This window comes from Microbacterium endophyticum, from assembly GCF_011047135.1.
GTDB lineage: Bacteria > Actinomycetota > Actinomycetes > Actinomycetales > Microbacteriaceae > Microbacterium > Microbacterium endophyticum.
Map to the genome: position 1 here is coordinate 2,356,355 of NZ_CP049255.1, position 16,513 is coordinate 2,372,867.

A 16,513-nucleotide genomic window follows, 5' to 3' on the forward strand; every position below is an offset into this window, starting at 1 on the left:
CGTGGCAGAACCAGTACGCACGCTCGTGCTGTGGGTGCCCGATTGGCCGATCATCGCGGCAGAGCACAGCGGTATTTTCGACGCTGCCGCACCTGTTGCCGTGGTGGAAAAAAACGCTGTCGTGGCGTGTTCGGCGACGGCCCGAGCCGAGGGTGTGCGGCGGGGGCAGCGGCGACGTGATGCGCAAGCGCGGTGTCCGCAGCTCACGATCATTGCGACCGATCTCGAACGAGACCACCGGGCTTTTGCCCCGGCAGTTGCCGCTGTCGAAGAGCGGGCGCCCGGAGTGCAGATTTTGCGTGCGGGGCTGCTGGCGCTTCGCATTCGCGGGCCAGCACGGTATTACGGCGGCGAGAGCGAGGCAGCTTCGGTGCTGCGTGAGGCTGTCACGGATCTCGGTATCACCGATGTGCGAGCGGGAGTTGCCGATGGGGTCTTCACCGCTGAGCGCGCCGCGCGCAACATCACAACAACACAAGTGCCCGTGCACATCGTGCCCCCGGGGGGCTCTGCAAGCTTTTTGGCTCCGATGCCGGTGGCTGTTTTGGAGGATGCCGAGGTGGCGCTGCTGCTCGGTCGATTGGGCGTGCAGACACTCGGCCAGTTCGCGGGTCTTGACGCATCTCGCGTCGCGGAGCGACTCGGCCCTCACGGCGAGCGGTTGTTTGCGCTGGCCTCGGGGCGTGATTCCCGCGCTGTCGACCCGCGAACGCCGCCGCCGGAGCTTGATCGAGAGGTCGTTTTCGAACCGCCCGTTGAGGCTGCAGAACATGTGGCGTTCGGTATCAGGCTCGCGGCATCTGAATTCATCGATGCCCTCGGAGCGCTTGATCTTGTGTGCACCGAGCTGCGAGTCGAGCTCACGGGAGACCGAGCCGAGCACAGCGAGCGGGTGTGGCTGCATCCGACGGCATTCGATGCTGCGGCGGTGGTCGACCGTGTGAGGTGGCAACTGAGCGAAGACGCGCAGCACCTGGTGACGGGGGTCGGGCGAGTGCGGCTGTCTCCGGAGGCTGTGGATGCGGCATCCCACCACCACACCGGGCTCTTCGGCGGTGGCCCCGATGAGCGAGTGCACCATGCGCTTTCTCGGGTACAGGCAATGCTCGGGCACCGTGGGGTCGTGACTCCTGCCGTCGGGGGTGGGCGCCTACTTGCGGAGCGGCGCGTGCTGGTGCCGTGGGGAGATCGCGCTGTGCTTGCCCGAGAACGTGCGCAGCCGTGGCCTGGGCATCTGCCCGCCCCGTTGCCGGCGTCGGTGTTTCCGGAACTTCTGCCGGTCGACGTGACAGCTGCCGGAGGTTTTGGCGTTGATGTCGATGAACGCGGCAGTCTCACTGCAGAACCGGAGTTGCTGATCGTTCGTGGCAGGCGTTCGCTCATCACCTCGTGGGCGGGCCCATGGCCCGTGATCGAGCGCGAGTGGGACGCCGACCGGGCTCATCTGACGCATCGCTTTCAGATCGTCGACGACGATCAGCTCGCGTGGTTGCTGGTGTGCACTGGCGGGGTCTGGGCGGCAGAGGCGAGGTATGACTGATGGGGTTCAATAACCCACCGGTGAGCTGGGCCGAGTTCGAACGAGTGCTGAGCGATTCTGGGCGTGAGAGCGAGCGCCCGCCGGGAGCTGACGGGGGAGACAGCCCTGCCTGGTCGCACAAACGCGGACCTTACGTGCCGCCCCAGATTGAACGCCCAGCCGATGCGGTGCCGTACGCCGAACTGCACGTGCACTCGACGTACTCCTTTCTCGATGGTGCATCTTCCCCAGAAGAGCTCGTCGAAGAAGCCGAACGACTGGGACTCCACGCACTCGCTCTCACCGACCATGACGGGTTCTATGGGATCGTGCGCTTTGCCGAGGCCGCGCAGACTCGACGTGTTGACACGGTTTTCGGTTCCGAGATGTCACTCGAGCTGCCCACACCCCAAAAAGGTGTGGCCGACCCCGTGGGTGCGCACTTGCTTGTGCTCGCGCGCGGTCAAGAGGGGTACCACCGGCTCGCGGGGGCCCTTACCTCGGCACAATTGCAGGGCGCCGAAAAGGGACGCCCCCACTATGACCTCGACGAGCTTGCAGAGCGCGCCGACGGTCACTGGGCGATTCTCACCGGATGCCGCAAGGGCGCTGTGCGGCGGGCGCTCGCCGAGGCTGGGCCCCACGCCGCCGCGCGAGAACTCGACCGGCTGGTGGACCTCTTCGGCCACGACGCTGTGCAGGTCGAACTCATCGACCACGGTGACCCAACCGATCAACGCACGAACGATGTGCTGGCAGCTCTTGCGGCCGAGCGATCTCTGCCCGTGCTCGCCAGCGGCAATGTGCATTACGCATCGCCGAAAAAGCGACTGCTTGCCACCGCGATTGCGGCCGTCCGTGCAAACCGCAGCATGGACGAAATCGACGGTTGGCTACCCGCGCACGGCGGCGCCTTTTTGCGATCGGGCGCCGAGATGGCGGCACGGTTCGCCCGCTACCCGGGGGCTGTTGCGCGCACTGTCACGCTCGCTGACGAGCTGGCGTTTCCGCTCCAGAGCGCTAAACCGGCACTGCCCAAGCAGGATGTTCCACCCGGGCACACTCCCATGTCGCACCTGCGCCAATTGGTGTGGCGAGGGGCCGCAGAGCGGTACCCCGACATGCCAGCAGGCCACCGGGCTCGGCTCGAAAAAGAGCTCAATGTCATCGAGGCAAAGGACTTTCCCGGCTACTTCTTGATCGTGCACGGCATCGTTGTCGAGGCTCGTCGCCGCGGCATCCTATGTCAGGGGCGGGGGTCTGCGGCCTCGAGCGCCGTCTGCTACGTCTTGGGAATCACAGCTGTCGACGCGATCTTTTACGGGCTGCCGTTCGAGCGGTTTTTGTCGAGCATGCGCGAAGAAGAGCCCGACATCGATGTCGACTTCGACTCTGATCGCCGTGAAGAGATCATTCAGTGGGTGTATCGCACCTACGGGCGCGAGCGTGCGGCGCAGGTGGCGAACGTCATTACGTACCGGCCGAAAAACGCCGTGCGCGACATGGCCCGGGCGCTCGGGTTTTCGCCCGGCCAACAGGACGCGTGGTCGAAGCAGGTCGACCGCTGGGGAGATGGGCCTCAGACGGGCAGTCACGACATCCCCGACCAGGTGCTCGCGTTCGCCGGTGAGCTGCTCAAGGCACCACGGCACCTCGGCATTCATTCGGGCGGAATGGTACTCACCGACCGCCCCGTGGGTGAGGTGGTGCCGATCGAACACGCACGGATGCCGAACCGCACTGTCATCCAGTGGGACAAAGACGACGCAGCCTGGATGGGGCTTGTGAAGTTCGACCTGCTGGGCCTTGGCATGCTCGCGGCCCTCCAGTACTGCTTTGATCTCGTGCGTGATGCGACGGGGGAGACCTGGGGCCTCGATGCGATCCCCAAAGAAGAAGCCGCCGTGTACGACATGCTGTGCCGGGCCGACTCGATCGGGGTGTTCCAAGTGGAGTCGCGTGCGCAGATGGGGCTTCTGCCGCGCCTACAGCCGCGCCGGTTTTACGACCTCGTGATCGAGATCGCCCTCATTCGCCCCGGCCCGATTCAGGGTGGGGCCGTGCACCCCTTTGTGCGGCGCAAAATTGGTGATGAAGAGGTGACGTACCCGCACGAGAAGCTCAAGCCGGTGCTTGAGCGCACTCTCGGCATTCCGGTTTTTCAGGAGCAACTGATGCAGATGGCTGTGGTGATCGGCAACTGCAGCGCCGAAGAAGCCGACACTCTGCGCCGCGCGATGGGGTCAAAGCGCGGGCTTGAGCGCATCGACTCGATTCGTGAGCAGCTCTACATCGGCATGGCCGAAAACGGGTTGTCGCCCGAGGAGTCTGACGCGATCTATGCCCGCATTCAAGCGTTCGCCAACTTCGGGTTCGCCGAGTCGCACTCGCTCTCGTTCGGGCTGCTTGTGTATGCCAGCTCGTGGATCAAGCTGCACTACCCCGCAGCTTTTCTGGCGGGGCTCCTTCGCGCGCAACCCATGGGGTTTTACTCACCCGCCACCCTCGTGGCCGATGCTCGCCGGCACGGTGTCACAGTGTTGCGCCCCGATATCCAGCGTTCGCGCGCACACGCGAGCCTTGAAGCAGAACAGGCGGATGCCGCGCACACAGCCGTGCACACAGCTCCGCCGACGGGTATGCCGTCGTGCGCGCACCGCACGCAGCCCCCGGTCGCTGTCTTCGACGCCGCGGCTCCCGACGAGTCAGCGGCCCATCGCCGCGACGGTGCATTCGCCGTGCGCATGGGGCTTGCCGCCGTCAAGGGCGTGGGTGTTGCTGTTGCCGAGCGCATCGTCGCCGCGCGAGTAGCGGAGGGCCCGTTCCGGGACATGCGCGACCTCGTTCGTCGCACCGGTGTGACCGAAGTGCACCTCGAAGCCCTCTCGACAGCGGGTGCTTTCGAGAGCTTCGGTCTCAGCCGCCGTGAAGCGCTGTGGCTGGCCGGTTCTGCTGCAACCGACCGCGAGGAGTTTCTGCCGGGCTCACTCATCTCCGTGCAGCCCCCGCTGTTTTCTGACCCTTCCAGCTACGAGCAATTGGCCTCCGACCTCTGGGCCACCGGTATTTCGACCGACGATCACCCGCTCACGCACTTTCGTGCCGCCCTTGATGCGCGAGGTGTGTTGACCTCGCAAGAGCTACGCACACATGAACCGGGCCGCCGCGTCGAGATTGCAGGTCTTGTGACGCACCGGCAGCGGCCGGCTACGGCATCCGGTATTACGTTCTTCAATCTCGAAGACGAGCACGGCATCATCAACGTGATCTGTTCGGTCGGTGTCTTTACCCGCCACCGGAGGGTTGCTCGAGACTCACCTGCTGTGATTGTGCGGGGCATTCTCGAGCGTTCTCCCGAGGGCGTGACAAACCTTGTCGCCGACCGGTTCGAAGACCTGCAAGTGGGAGTGGGGCACCGCTCGCGCGATTACCGGTGAGGCTGCCGCGAGTCGTAGTCGGCTCGTTCGGGCCGTGCGCTGTAGCCATCGCGGATTACGGCGACGATCGAACCCGAAACTGCCGCAAAAACCAGCGCTGCGATGAGGCACAGAAAGACGATCATGGGCTTCTCCTTTGGGATCGATAGTTCGATTCCAAAGCACGGATTGGAGTGCTTCAAGAAGCCAATTGCGCCCGTGTGGCCCTTTGCGGTGCTGCGTGCGCAGAAAATCAGGTGTTATCCCGGGCGGTGGATGCCACAGCATCCTGATTGGACTGCTGCCCAGACACAACACAACGCCCCCGGTAAAAACCAGGGGCGTTGTATAAAAGACTGCGTTATGCGGAAACGCCGAGGGCGAATCGAACCGATCCGTCTTCAGATACTTCTGCATCGAGGATGCGGTCATCGAGCGCGACCTTTGCGATCTCGTCGACGAATACGCGTGCGCCGTCAGTTTCGACGACGGCGTCTGTTTCTTCGGGGGCCTGCACGAGTGCGAGCTCGAAGCCTGAGTTCTCGGCTCCGGTGTCTCGGATGCGAAGACCACCGGTTTCGGTGGGAATCTGTGCCGTGATGTTCTTAACAGCGCTTGCTGCGTTCTCGGTGAGCGTGAGCATAAAAGCTCTCCTTCCGTGAATTGCTGCGGGTTGGCTACGATTCCGAGAATCCGGGCCCGACGCAAGCCACAGCCACTTCTGCCAGGCAACTCACATGTTCACGGCATGCTCTACAAAAAGCTGAAAAAGGCGCAACCCCTGCCGCTCAGCGTGCCCGCCGCGTAGCGTGGAATCATGGCCGATTCGATCGCAGATCTATTCGTCGACACACTTACTCGCGCCGGGGTGAAACGAGTGTGGGGTCTTCCCGGAGACTCCCTCAACGCCTTTACCGATGCGATGCGCACTCACGGCACTCTGGAGTGGATGCACACCCGGCACGAAGAGGCCGCGGCGTTCGCTGCCGGTGCCGAAGCCGAGGTGACCGGCGAGCTCGCCGTCGTTGCGGGTAGCTGTGGCCCGGGCAATCTGCACTTCATCAACGGGCTCTTCGATGCGCAGCGGTCGCGTGTGCCGGTGTTGGCTATCGCGTCGCACATTCCGTCGTCAGAGATCGGCAGCAACTACTTTCAAGAGACCCACCCGCAAGAGCTTTTTCGTGAGTGCAGCGTCTACTGCGAGCTCGTCTCTGACCCATCCCAAATGCCGTGGGTGCTCGAAGCCGCCATGCGTGCCGCCGTTGAGCGTCGCGGTGTCGCCGTTGTTGTGGTGCCGGGTGATGTGTTCTTCGCCGATGCGCCCAAGCGCCGGCCGTCGGCTGCGATTCAGGCGTCGTCTTCGCACACCGTGCCAGCGGATGCCGTGCTGGCCAAGGCTGCGGGGCTCTTGAACGAGGCGAAGAAGGTGACGATTCTTGCCGGCGCCGGAGTTGCCGGCGCTCACGCCGAGGTGCTCGCGCTCGCCGAGAAGCTGCAGGCGCCGATCGTGCACGCGTTCCGAGGCAAAGAGCACATCGAATACGACAATCCTTATGACGTCGGGATGACGGGGCTGCTCGGGTTCGCCTCGGGGTATCGCGCCATGGAGCACTGCGACGTGCTCCTGATGCTCGGCACCGACCTGCCGTACCGCCAGTTCTACCCCGAAAAAGCGACCATCATCCAGGTAGACATTCGCGGCGAACAGTTGGGGCGACGCACTCCGATCGACCTGGGGATGGTGGGAGACGTTAAGGCGACGGCATCCGCTCTGTTGCCGTTGCTGTCGGGGGAGCGGAGCGATGCGCACCTGAGCGACAGCGTGAAGCACTATAAGAAGACGCGGCGCGAGCTTGACGGTCTCGCCAACAACGACGGCAAGGCGCCGATTCACCCGCAGTACGTGGCGCGGTTGCTCGACGAACTGGCCGATAAGGATGCCGTTTTTACCGCCGACGTCGGAACCCCCGTGATTTGGGCTGCGCGCTACCTGCAGATGACGAAAGAGCGCCGGCTGATCGGGTCGTTCTCGCACGGGTCGATGGCCAACGCCATGCCGCAGGCGTTGGGGGCGCAGGGCGTGGATCGTTCGCGGCAGGTTATTGCGCTCGCGGGCGACGGCGGACTCTCGATGCTGATGGGCGATCTGCTGTCGATTCGGCAGAACAAACTGCCGATCAAGATCGTGGTGTTCAACAACTCTGCCCTCGGTTTTGTCGAGGTGGAGATGAAGGCCGCGGGCCTCGTGACCTACGCCACTGATCTGGACAACCCGAACTTTGCTGCCGTTGCGGAGTCGGTGGGGATGACGGGTATTCGCGTTGAGGACCCGAACGATCTCGAGGGTGCGCTGACCCGCGCGCTCGCCGACCCGGGCCCGGTGCTCGTTGATGTGGTGGTGGCGCGCGAAGAGATGTCGATTCCGCCGTCGATCACTGCCGCCCAGGCGAAGGGCTTTGCGCTCTATGCGCTGCGCACGGTGATGTCGGGTCGCGGCGACGAACTGCTCGACCTTGCCGACACCAACGTGTGGCGCCGAGTGTTTGGTTGATCAACCAGCACGGCGGTTAGAATTGTGCCGCCAGCCTCTGTAGCTCAGTGGAAGAGCCACTCCGTCCTAAGGAGAGGGTCGGGGGTTCGAATCCCTCCAGGGGCACAGTGTGATGAGTCGCGACATAGGTCTCACCTGAGTCGCGACATGTGTCAGAAAGAGCCCGGCCATCGGCCGGGCTCTTTCATTTCGTTGCGCCAGTAGGCGCGTTGTGTGTTGATGGTGTTTGTTGCGATGATCTCGGCGGTGTCGAGGTGGATGATCGTGACGGTTGTTTCGTCGATGAGCGCGATGATGCGTTTGCCGCGGTGGGCTGTTCCGATGCCGAGGTGGTGCATTCGTCCGGCTCGGCGAAGGCTCATTTTGCCGTTGCTGCCGACGTGGTCGTAGCGGATTCTGAAGTGTCCTGCCCGTGGGGCTGTGGGGAGAGCTTTCGGGGATGCACGGTAGGTGGCCTCTGGTGTTGTTCTGTTGTTGCTTCGGTGGGGGCGCTGCTCGTTGTAGTGGTGTCGGAAGTGGTCGAGCTGGAGTTGTAGCTCATGCAGGGTGGTGGCTGGGGGTCTGGCTCCGAGCCATCGTTTGAGGGTTTGGTGGAAGCGTTCGATTTTGCCTTGGGTCTGCGGGTGGTTGGGTGTGCCGTTCTTTTGTTTCACTCCGAGTAGTGCGAGGAGGTATTCGAAGGCGTTGCGCCCGCCGCCGAATCGGGCTGTGTAGACGCGGCCGTTGTCGGTGAGTGTTGAGGCGGGGGTGCCGTGTTCGTCGGTTGCTGCGAGGAATGTGGTGACGACGTTGTCGCCGGTGACCGGGGTGTGGGCGGTGCAGGACAGGAGGTAGCGGGAGTGGTCGTCGAGCCAGTTCAGGATTTCGACGTCCTGGCCGTTTGCGAGGCGCCAGTGGGTGAAGTCTGATTGCCAGGTCTCGTTGGGTTGGGCTGCTTCGAAGCGGATGTAGGACGATTTCGGTCGTTTGCGGGGTTCGGGAGTGATCAACCCGGCGGTGTGCAGGATGCGTCTGATCGTGGATGTCGATGGCGGTGTGTGTTGCTCGTGTTCGAGGTGCCAGGCGATCGTGACAGGGCCGGCATCGAGTCCTTGGGTTGTGAGTTCCGCCCGAAGGGTGATGATCCGGGCGCGAACTTGTTCCGGTGTGGCGGACGCGTTCGTCTTCGGTCGCCGTGAGCGTGGCTCGACCGCGTCCAGTCCACCGTCACGGTAACGAGCGAGTAGCCGATGCAAATGTCGACGGGAGATCCCGTACTCGATCGCCGCGTCGGTGACGGTGAGCTGGCCCGCGATGATCTTCAAAACAACAACCCGATGCTTCGACATACATCGGACTGTGACGCATGACGCGACTCACCAAGGACCTATCACCTGTGACCTATGTCGTGAACCCAGACACCTCCAGGGGCACAGTTGTTTTTGTTTTCTGATCAGGGATTTATCTATGGTTGGACCACGCAAAAGTCGATTTTGGTCGCATTCTGAGAATTTTCAGTGCAGCGGGGACGGTTTTCAATCGAGTTCATCCGATGTCTCACAGCACCAAAATTGACAATTTGAGCGTTCTTTGCCTCGTCGAAAACTGGGCAATCTGCCCCTGCGGTCACGGCGATGGGGCGTAGTGGGTCCGCGGACCCGACGGCAAAGCCACCAGCGGTATAGCGTCGTTGAGCCGCGTCGCCGCGGCATCCAAATCGGCCGGCATAGGTATTGAGCCTCGTCGTGGCCGAGGCAGGACCCACCGCCCGCTGCACAGCCTTCACATTCGTGCCCGAGCTGATCGCGAGCGACGCTGCGGTGGACGAAAACCGGATGATCGCTCCCCATCAGATTCTCGTCCTCTGAGGCGGATTCGTTGCAGGCCAGCATCGCTCACCGCGCGGGTCACGCTGCTGTCTATGGGCCCATTTCCGCAGCTGCCGTGTCTCACTGGACGGCGGATCAAGGGTGCGTCAGACTCGCCTCTTGAACACCCGAGTTGCTGGGCGAGTGTGAAGGAGCAGCAGTGGCCATTGACCGTGCGATCGAATCCTGTGATGTGACTGATGCTTGACTTCACCGCGATCGACTTCGAGACAGCCAACTCGTATCGTGGCTCTCCGTGCTCCGTCGGTCTTGTGCGCGTGCGAGACGGGCAGGTCACCGAGACCCAGCATTGGTTGATGCGCCCGCCGGAGGGAGCTGACTGGTTCGACGGTTGGAATATTGCCATACACGGGATTAACGCGGAGATGGTAGCGGGTGCTCCTCGATGGAGGGACATTCTTCCGAGCATTGTGAGCTTCATCGGCGACGATTTAGTCGTCGCCCACAACGCGGGCTTCGATCTTGGCGTTATCCGTTACGCGTGCACGCTGGACAACATCGAGTGGCCCGACCTGCAGTTCCTCTGCACCTTAGTAATGGCTCGCCGCGCACTTGCGCTGCCGACTTACCGGCTGCCGTTCCTGGCCGAGACGATGGGCATAGCGCTCGAAGACCACCACGACGCGCTCGCCGACGCGACAGCGGTCGTCCACATCGTCGCCCAGCTGGCCCTGCAACAGCAGGCGACTGACCTCGTGGATCTGGCGGGTGGGCTGGGCGTTGGCATCGGTCGGATGCGCGGAGGTATCTATCGAGGCAGCGTCGCTGTGCATGCTGGCGGCCGCAGATTAACCCCGATCGAGGTGAACGACGACGCCGACCCCAGCGGGTACCTGTATGGCCGCGTCGTGGTTTTCACTGGCACGCTGATGTCGATGACACGAGATTTAGCGCGCCAGGAGTGCGCCAAGGTTGGCGCGATACCTGAACAGACCACCACCAAGAGAACCAACGTCCTCGTCGTCGGTGACATCAATCCGGCCGTGCTTCGGCCCGACTCCAACATCACGGGCAAAGCGCGGAAGGCGTTCGAGTTGCAAGACAAGGGCCAAGAGATCGAGGTCATGACCGAGGACGACTTCCTCCGCTGCCTCGACGGCAACACCTTAGAGGGCACCGAAGTTCTACTGCCCGAGACGTAGCCAGGGCGCGGATCGCTGTCGCTCTGATCGGCGACGGGCCGTCGGAGCCGACGGTCTTTACTAGGGCAATGCGAGTTCGCGGCGCCCTGGAGTGCACCGGTGTCTATCTCTGCGACCTTATCTCCAACTTCGCCGCGGTAGTCCGACAACTGACTGGGGTTCAGGGGCGGTAAGTCGCAATTGCCGTCCATCAGCTGGAGCTGTTTGCGTATCCTGCATTAGAGTTGGCGCCATCTGCACCAGAGCGGTCACTCGTCAAGGTCACTTTGGATCGAAATGTCGATGTCAGCAAGGTCGTGGTTGAGCGCGGGGATTACTTGCCGGAACCGTCGCTTCTGGCGAGCGGCTCGGAATAGCAGCAGCGGGCTTGCGAAGTAACTCAGCGAGCAACAGCTATGACCTGAGCAGGTCGTTGACCGGCCCCTAACTTTGGTTCGCTTCCAGGACCCCTCAACTCTGGTTCACTTCCAGGGCCTCTGGAATAGGGCAGCCAAGGTGATCAGAGCAGCGAGTCTCGACTCAGGTGTGTGGACCGGAGCCCGCGCTGCGACGTTCCGAAAGCCAATCCTGGCTGAAACGGGCCCATTCGTCCCGCCGCATCTCATCAAATCTGACCACTTCGTCTGCACTGAGCTCTTCAACCGATGCGTTCGCTACGTAGAAAGTGAGTTCCTCCTCTGCGCGATGCCAACGAGCCAGTGCTTCATCAGCGGAGACCCAGCGAGATCTGAAATTGAAGAATGGCTCGAGCGCGGTAATCAGCGTGACTAGCGCTGACAAGCCAAACCCCCATGCGGCCGGCCCCGACAAATTGGATAGCCCGAGGAGGATCGTGGCTGTGCCAGATAGCCCGAGTGCAAGTAAACGAATTGCGATCGCTCCAGTCGCCCAGCGTTGTCGCTTGAGTCGAATGTAGTTGCGGTCTTTGTAAAACTGTTCGCGCACCATAGAAGCGAGTTCCAACGGGGTCAGGTGCGTTCTCAGTGGATCTGCGGTGGGCGCGCGCGGGTCTGGGATGATCGCGGCCCACACCAGGAGCTTTCTCCACCCGGACAGAGGTCGGGTGGTTTTGGCTGAATTTGGAACGAGCTCATCCATGCCCTCACCATAGCGGTGGCTGATCGCCCCCGCGCGGAAGAGCGCGTTTCACCGAATTAGAAGTCGTATCGGGGTGCTAAGGCCGACGCCGAATTTGAACCGTCCCAGGTTTGATGCCGCTTCCATTCGATTCTGGAAGGAAGATATTGATCATGTCGAAGAGGTTTTCGAAGGAGGCGAAGCAGCGAACGATTCGGCTCGTGTTCGACCACATCGATGAGTACCTCAAATTGATGGCCGCGCGCGAGTCGGTTTCGCAGCGACTCGGGTTTGGCCCCGAGTCTCTGCGCCGCCGCGACGGTCGGTAAAGACGCGGCCGCTGTCGGTCAACATCGACGCGGGGATCCCGTAAATCTCTGCTGTTTCGAGGAATTGTTGCACGACGTCGTCTCCGGCGACCGGGGTGTGGGCAGCGCAGGACAGCAGGTAGCGGGAGTGGTCGTCGAGCCAGTTCAGGATCTCGACGTCTTGCCCGTCAGCGAGGCGCCAGCGGGGTTCCGGGCCGATCAAGCCTGCGGTGTTGAGCACTCGTCGGATCTTGGAGGCCGATGGCACGGTCAGTCCTTGCTGTGTGAGGTGTCAGGCGATCGTGACGGGCGCGGAGTCCAAGCCGTCTCGGGTCAGTTGGAAACGTAACGCCGCGATCTGCTCGCGGACCCGGTCCGTGGTTGTGTGGGGCCTGCTTAGCGGCGCACGAGAACGCGGCTCTAGCGTGTCGAGGCCAGCCTCTCGGAACCGATCCAGGAGCGTGTGGAGATAACTGCCCACTGACTCCGTATTCGGCCGCCGCGGCGGTGACAGACAACTGCCCTTTAAGACCACGACTCGATAGTTCGACACCGTCGCCTATGTCGCGACTCAAGTGTCGCGTGTCATACGTCGCCTACGTCGTGAACCCAGACAACCAGCTCCTACTACGAGCAATCGGAGGGAGCGCTCGCCGGGCGCGAGCCTCGCCAGCATGCTCGACCAAGCCAGTTAGAGACCCCGGCCCGGCAGACGAAGTCGGGTACGACTCGCCGGACTCATCCCGACGCCTGCCGAGCTGATCGCGCAAGACCTGCAGACTGCGCTCACAGAGCGGCGGTGGCTCATCGAAACCTACGCGCACGGGCTCCTACAAGATGCGCAAGAAAGGGGAGGCGCTTGGGCGTGGCGCGGCTTAACCAGCCGAGTGCGAGACCTGAGGCGCGAGAGCGGTGAAAGGCGCACGCTGCCGCGGTTGCACCGTACAGCTACCGCCATGACATCACCGGCTCGTCACCGCTGGGCAAGCCGAACGCCTTCCGCAACCTTGACCAAGCGGCCGAGTATCGAGTTGGCCAGCTCGCATTGCGGCACATCACGGTGAGTGTTCGACACGATGAGAGGAGAGAATCCCGGTCGACCGTCCGCAGTACACCTCGACGTGGACTCTGACTATTGGCCTCATCAGGCGCGCAACGACAGGCAACGCGCGGAACTACTCGGTGACGACGTTGTAGCGGGCGGAAAGCTGCGCCGCTGGGCGTGGCACCACGGAAACGACAACGCGGGAGGGCGCGCGAGGATACCCTATGAAGCATGGGTACCGCGTACGACTTCCTCAGCTCTCATCTGAAGACGATGGCTGCGCCGTACCTCTTTATCGGCTCCGGGATTTCTAGACGATACGCTGACCTGCCTGATTGGGAAGGTCTCCTTAGGCACTTTGCTGCATTCACTAGCCACCCATACGAGTACTACCGTGGCCTCGCTTCGGGGGATCTTCCCAAGACTGCCTCCTTGTTAGCTAAAGAGTTTTACTCGGTGTGGTGGTCTGATAAGCGTTTTTCGGACTCGAGAGACAGATATGGTGCTGAGGTCACTGATCCCTCATCAGCTTTGAAGATCGAAGTAGCAAGATACTTCGAAGAAGCAATTGAAGGATTCAAGCCGACCGCTGAGTATGCTTCTGAGTTCGCGCTTCTGCAGAGCGCAAATGTCGAGGGAGTGATAACAACCAATTTCGACAAGCTGATGTCCGTCGTTTACCCCGACTACACCGTCTTCACTGGCCAAGACGAGTTGCTGTTTGCTGATCCGCAAGGTATCGCGGAAATCTACATGATTCACGGGTCGTCGCAACAGCCGCGCTCACTCGTTCTGACGGGGGAGGACTACGTTGACTTCCAAGAGCGAGATGCGTACCTTGCCGCCAAGTTGATGACCTTTTTCGTCGAGCACCCTATCGTTTTCCTTGGCTACAGCCTGAGTGACAACAACGTGCTAGAGATACTTCGGTCGCTGGTGAAGGCAATGCGCGGGACCAACGCAAGCAAACTTAAGGAACGCCTTCTTTTCATCAATTGGGAGTCGGGAGCTTCCCCTGAGGTTCGCTCTCGAACCGTGCATATCGAAGGTGGCCAAATCGAGGCCTTTGAGATCGTTGTCCCTGACTTCATCGATGTCTTTCGGGCGCTAGGGATCAAGGAGAGAGCGCTTCCGGCTCGGGTCCTTCGCCAACTCAAGAATCAGATCTACGAACTGGTAAAAAGCAACGATCCTGATGGTCGACTCGTGCAAGTTTCCGACATTGAGTCGTCCTCGGATCAACTTGACGTGGTTTTCGGTGTTGGCGCCAAGATGACAGTCAAAGGGATCATCGGGCTGTCGCGCTGGGACCTCGTCGACGATGTGCTCGGTTCGCCAGACCGAGGGCTTCCCAGCGACCAGGTGATAACTGAGGCATTCGGGAGTTCCTTCGCCAGTAACTGGTACGTGCCCTACTGGAAGCATCTCCGGCAAGGTGAGTTCCTGGATGAGGAGGGAGCCTTGGTCCCTCAGGCTGAGGTCCCGTCGAAGATTCGCTCGTATATCTCCCGAGAGACCAAGAACCTTGGAAAACGCTCTCTTCCGGCCGGTGTTACTTTTCAAGATGTGCTCGACCGTCAAGGCGAGGACTGGATTCTTAGCCACCCTTGGTCGTTGCTGGATGAGACCCGCGACGGTGCGGGCTTGCGAGAGTACCTGAACAACAACCGAAGTTATCGTCAGCAGTCCTATTACCTCACTCAGTACGCGAAGTTGGCAGTGGCCCTCGACTGGCTGATGCACGGGCCCCTGAACGAGGCCAAATCATGAGCGCGGTAGAAAGTCAGGCGGCGGCCGCCTCGGCACTGCTTTCGGCGCCTGTTCTCCGCTCAGCGATGCGGGACGGCCCCGCGTCGAAGCTGGCGAACCGCACCATTTCAAGTCTTGTTGAGAGTGGCCTAGCCGTTGGCGCACCCACTGTTCGAACACTGATCTGGCGCTGCGACCGATGGCTCTCGCGCCACTACCGTAACGATCTCGTCTACCGTAGAGCCGTTCTCGGTCAAATGATTCCTTGGAGCGACGGCATTCTTTTGCCGGAGTTCAGGGCCGGGCGATCCATCGTCGACTTCTTGGCCGTGTCAGGCTCGTTGCACGCTGTCGAGATCAAGAGCGACCTCGACAACACTTCCCGGCTCGATAGTCAACTAAACGACTATAGGAGAATCGCACCTTACGTGTCTGTTATGGCCTCAAAGCGCGTGGTGGAACGAGTGCACGCAATCCCGGAGTTCCAGAGTATTGGTCTTCACTGGCTTGATGTGAACGGTCGCGTGGTGACTGTTCGCGAGGCGAGTTTTAGCAGTGAGCTTCTTGATTCAGAGGTCTTGATGCGGTCACTTCGTCGTGCAGAGTATCTCAGGGTTCTGTCTGCTCTTGGCTCTACTGTTCCCGACCTTCCGAACACGCGGGTGTTCTCGTATGCACTAGCCGCTTCCAGAAACCTGGACCCGCTCGTTTTCCATAACGCGGTCGCCGAACAGTTGAGAGGGCGAAAGCCGAGGGCTGGCCGGTCACTGATCGCTCGACTGCCCGAGCCGGTGCGCCCCGCCGTCTTGAAACTCGATCCGACGAAACAGCAGATTTCCAGTCTTCAAGATTGGATGAACCAGGAGGTCGCAAATGTACATGCCTAGGCTGAGGGCACGACAGCACGAGGTCTTTGCCGTTCGAAACTGCGCCTCAAGTTTTGCAGCATTTTCGCGTGTCGTACCGATTCTGGAGCCGGTTGCCTCGCCAAACGATCTCTTCACCCGCAGACTTCGGGCGATAGCCGACGAAGGAGCGAGTTGTGACCTAGTCCTTAACCCCTCGGTCGGTGAACTTCGTTCGAAGGGAAGCTGGAGATCACTCGGCGACTACTACCTTGAGAACGATCTTCTGAAACGCCACGGACTTGCAATCCTCTCCAATGCTGACGCTGATCACGCGGCGATGTCACGCTGGATCAGTGACGCCAGGCGCGCTGGTCACCAGTTCACCATCGATATCGTTCATGAGCTGGATCTCTCCGTGGCTCTGCAAGGGGCGACTTATCACGGAGTTCGATGGAACATTGCTGAGGATCGGACGGTCCCGGCTTCATATGGTCTGCCCCTTGGTGGTCTCCCGGTGGTCTGGGCGAACGACCCGTTTCCTTCTTTGCCACGCAACCGAGAGTATGTCGGCCGCGAAGAGGGGATATTCAGCACTCGCGTTGCTGGCTACAAGAGCGCGGGATACTACGGCGTCAGCGACTTCCTGACCCTTGGGCGAGGATATCAACCAGGCGGCGGTCCTGCCTATGCGGTTGTTATCCACTTCACCTATGAATCAGGTGATGTCGTTCGCCTGAAGCATTTTTGCTCCGACAGCAATGAGACCCAGGATGATCCAGCTGGGAAGTTCTTCGAGGCCCTTGAGAAGCTCATCGACTTCGTTGACGAAAGGTCGCTCCCGACTAATCTAGGAATTGACGGATTTCGAGATCTCTATCAGCGTCAGCACTTTCCCGGACTTGGCAAGGTCAAGGAGTTGTCGATTATGAATCACATGTTAGTCATGCAGGACGCGATCATTTAGATCTCATCTTGAGGCGATTCAGTCGG

The 16,513-nt window shown here is 61.3% G+C and carries 13 protein-coding genes and 1 tRNA gene; 9 read left to right on the forward strand and 5 right to left on the reverse strand.

Features of this window, described 5'->3' with window-relative positions:
- Position 1: 1 nt before the first annotated feature.
- Both G6N83_RS11010 and G6N83_RS11015 read left to right on the forward strand, forming a co-directional pair.
- Positions 2-1,540 (forward strand): DNA polymerase Y family protein, encoded by a 1,539-nt coding sequence (locus G6N83_RS11010; protein WP_165142007.1) that lies wholly within the window; start codon positions 2-4, stop codon positions 1,538-1,540.
- Complete coding sequence (locus tag G6N83_RS11015) at positions 1,540-4,956, forward strand: error-prone DNA polymerase (protein WP_165142009.1); 3,417 nt, start codon at positions 1,540-1,542, stop codon at positions 4,954-4,956. The genes G6N83_RS11010 and G6N83_RS11015 overlap by 1 nt, the downstream gene beginning before the upstream one ends.
- Here the strand turns inward: G6N83_RS11015 and G6N83_RS13940 are convergent.
- Together G6N83_RS13940 and G6N83_RS11020 are read right to left on the reverse strand one after the other, a co-directional pair.
- Positions 4,947-5,081: a hypothetical protein gene (locus G6N83_RS13940; protein WP_260149057.1), complete on the reverse strand. Its 135-nt coding sequence runs from the start codon at positions 5,079-5,081 to the stop codon at positions 4,947-4,949. The genes G6N83_RS11015 and G6N83_RS13940 overlap by 10 nt on opposite strands.
- Positions 5,082-5,296: 215 nt before the next feature.
- Positions 5,297-5,578, reverse strand: coding sequence for a HesB/IscA family protein (locus G6N83_RS11020; RefSeq protein WP_165142011.1), 282 nt, complete (start codon positions 5,576-5,578; stop codon positions 5,297-5,299).
- A 174-nt stretch (positions 5,579-5,752) separates the two neighbouring features.
- On the opposite strand from G6N83_RS11020, the gene poxB reads away from it, so the two are divergent.
- A complete protein-coding gene (gene poxB, locus G6N83_RS11025) occupies positions 5,753-7,486 on the forward strand; it encodes a ubiquinone-dependent pyruvate dehydrogenase (RefSeq protein ID WP_165142013.1) in 1,734 nt (577 codons plus the stop codon).
- 33 nt (positions 7,487-7,519) lie between these two features.
- Positions 7,520-7,591, forward strand: a tRNA-Arg gene (locus G6N83_RS11030).
- Positions 7,592-7,638: 47 nt separating this feature from the next.
- Here the strand turns inward: G6N83_RS11030 and G6N83_RS11035 are convergent.
- Entirely contained in the window at positions 7,639-8,814 is a 1,176-nt protein-coding gene (locus tag G6N83_RS11035) for an IS481 family transposase (protein WP_165141304.1), read from the reverse strand.
- A gap of 396 nt (positions 8,815-9,210) precedes the next feature.
- Here G6N83_RS11035 and G6N83_RS13965 point away from each other — a divergent pair, with 396 nt between their 5' ends.
- Positions 9,211-9,333 carry a hypothetical protein gene (locus G6N83_RS13965; protein WP_338143802.1) on the forward strand — a complete coding sequence of 41 codons (123 nt, stop codon included), beginning with the start codon at positions 9,211-9,213 and terminating at the stop codon, positions 9,331-9,333.
- 200 nt (positions 9,334-9,533) lie between these two features.
- Complete coding sequence (locus G6N83_RS11040; RefSeq protein WP_165142015.1) at positions 9,534-10,496, forward strand: exonuclease domain-containing protein; 963 nt, start codon at positions 9,534-9,536, stop codon at positions 10,494-10,496.
- Between the two features lie 519 nt (positions 10,497-11,015).
- Here G6N83_RS11040 and G6N83_RS11045 read toward each other — a convergent pair.
- Entirely contained in the window at positions 11,016-11,594 is a 579-nt protein-coding gene (locus G6N83_RS11045; protein ID WP_165142017.1) for a hypothetical protein, read from the reverse strand.
- Positions 11,595-11,819: 225 nt separating this feature from the next.
- Positions 11,820-12,149, reverse strand: a complete 330-nt coding sequence (locus G6N83_RS11050) for a transposase family protein (protein ID WP_165142019.1) — start codon at positions 12,147-12,149, stop codon at positions 11,820-11,822.
- A gap of 1,008 nt (positions 12,150-13,157) precedes the next feature.
- Here G6N83_RS11050 and G6N83_RS11055 point away from each other — a divergent pair.
- Genes G6N83_RS11055 through G6N83_RS11065 form a run of 3 tightly spaced genes read left to right on the forward strand, consistent with a single transcriptional unit; the run spans position 13,158 to position 16,487 of the window.
- Positions 13,158-14,696 (forward strand): SIR2 family protein, encoded by a 1,539-nt coding sequence (locus G6N83_RS11055; protein WP_165142021.1) that lies wholly within the window; start codon positions 13,158-13,160, stop codon positions 14,694-14,696.
- Positions 14,693-15,562, forward strand: a complete 870-nt coding sequence (locus G6N83_RS11060; protein WP_165142023.1) for a sce7726 family protein — start codon at positions 14,693-14,695, stop codon at positions 15,560-15,562. Before G6N83_RS11055 ends, G6N83_RS11060 begins: the two co-directional genes overlap by 4 nt.
- Positions 15,549-16,487: a sce7725 family protein gene (locus G6N83_RS11065; protein WP_165142025.1), complete on the forward strand. Its 939-nt coding sequence runs from the start codon at positions 15,549-15,551 to the stop codon at positions 16,485-16,487. The genes G6N83_RS11060 and G6N83_RS11065 overlap by 14 nt, the downstream gene beginning before the upstream one ends.
- Positions 16,488-16,513: the final 26 nt, after the last annotated feature.

Coding starts and splice junctions, on each gene's coding strand:
- G6N83_RS11015 (WP_165142009.1), top strand. CDS start 1,540: ATGGGGTTCAATAACCCACCGGTGAGCTGGGCCGAGTTCGAACGAGTG.
- G6N83_RS11065 (WP_165142025.1), top strand. CDS start 15,549: ATGTACATGCCTAGGCTGAGGGCACGACAGCACGAGGTCTTTGCCGTT.
- poxB (WP_165142013.1), top strand. CDS start 5,753: ATGGCCGATTCGATCGCAGATCTATTCGTCGACACACTTACTCGCGCC.
- G6N83_RS11055 (WP_165142021.1), top strand. CDS start 13,158: ATGGGTACCGCGTACGACTTCCTCAGCTCTCATCTGAAGACGATGGCT.
- G6N83_RS13940 (WP_260149057.1), bottom strand. CDS start 5,081: ATGATCGTCTTTCTGTGCCTCATCGCAGCGCTGGTTTTTGCGGCAGTT.
- G6N83_RS11035 (WP_165141304.1), bottom strand. CDS start 8,814: ATGTCGAAGCATCGGGTTGTTGTTTTGAAGATCATCGCGGGCCAGCTC.
- G6N83_RS11060 (WP_165142023.1), top strand. CDS start 14,693: ATGAGCGCGGTAGAAAGTCAGGCGGCGGCCGCCTCGGCACTGCTTTCG.
- G6N83_RS11040 (WP_165142015.1), top strand. CDS start 9,534: ATGCTTGACTTCACCGCGATCGACTTCGAGACAGCCAACTCGTATCGT.
- G6N83_RS11020 (WP_165142011.1), bottom strand. CDS start 5,578: ATGCTCACGCTCACCGAGAACGCAGCAAGCGCTGTTAAGAACATCACG.
- G6N83_RS11045 (WP_165142017.1), bottom strand. CDS start 11,594: ATGGATGAGCTCGTTCCAAATTCAGCCAAAACCACCCGACCTCTGTCC.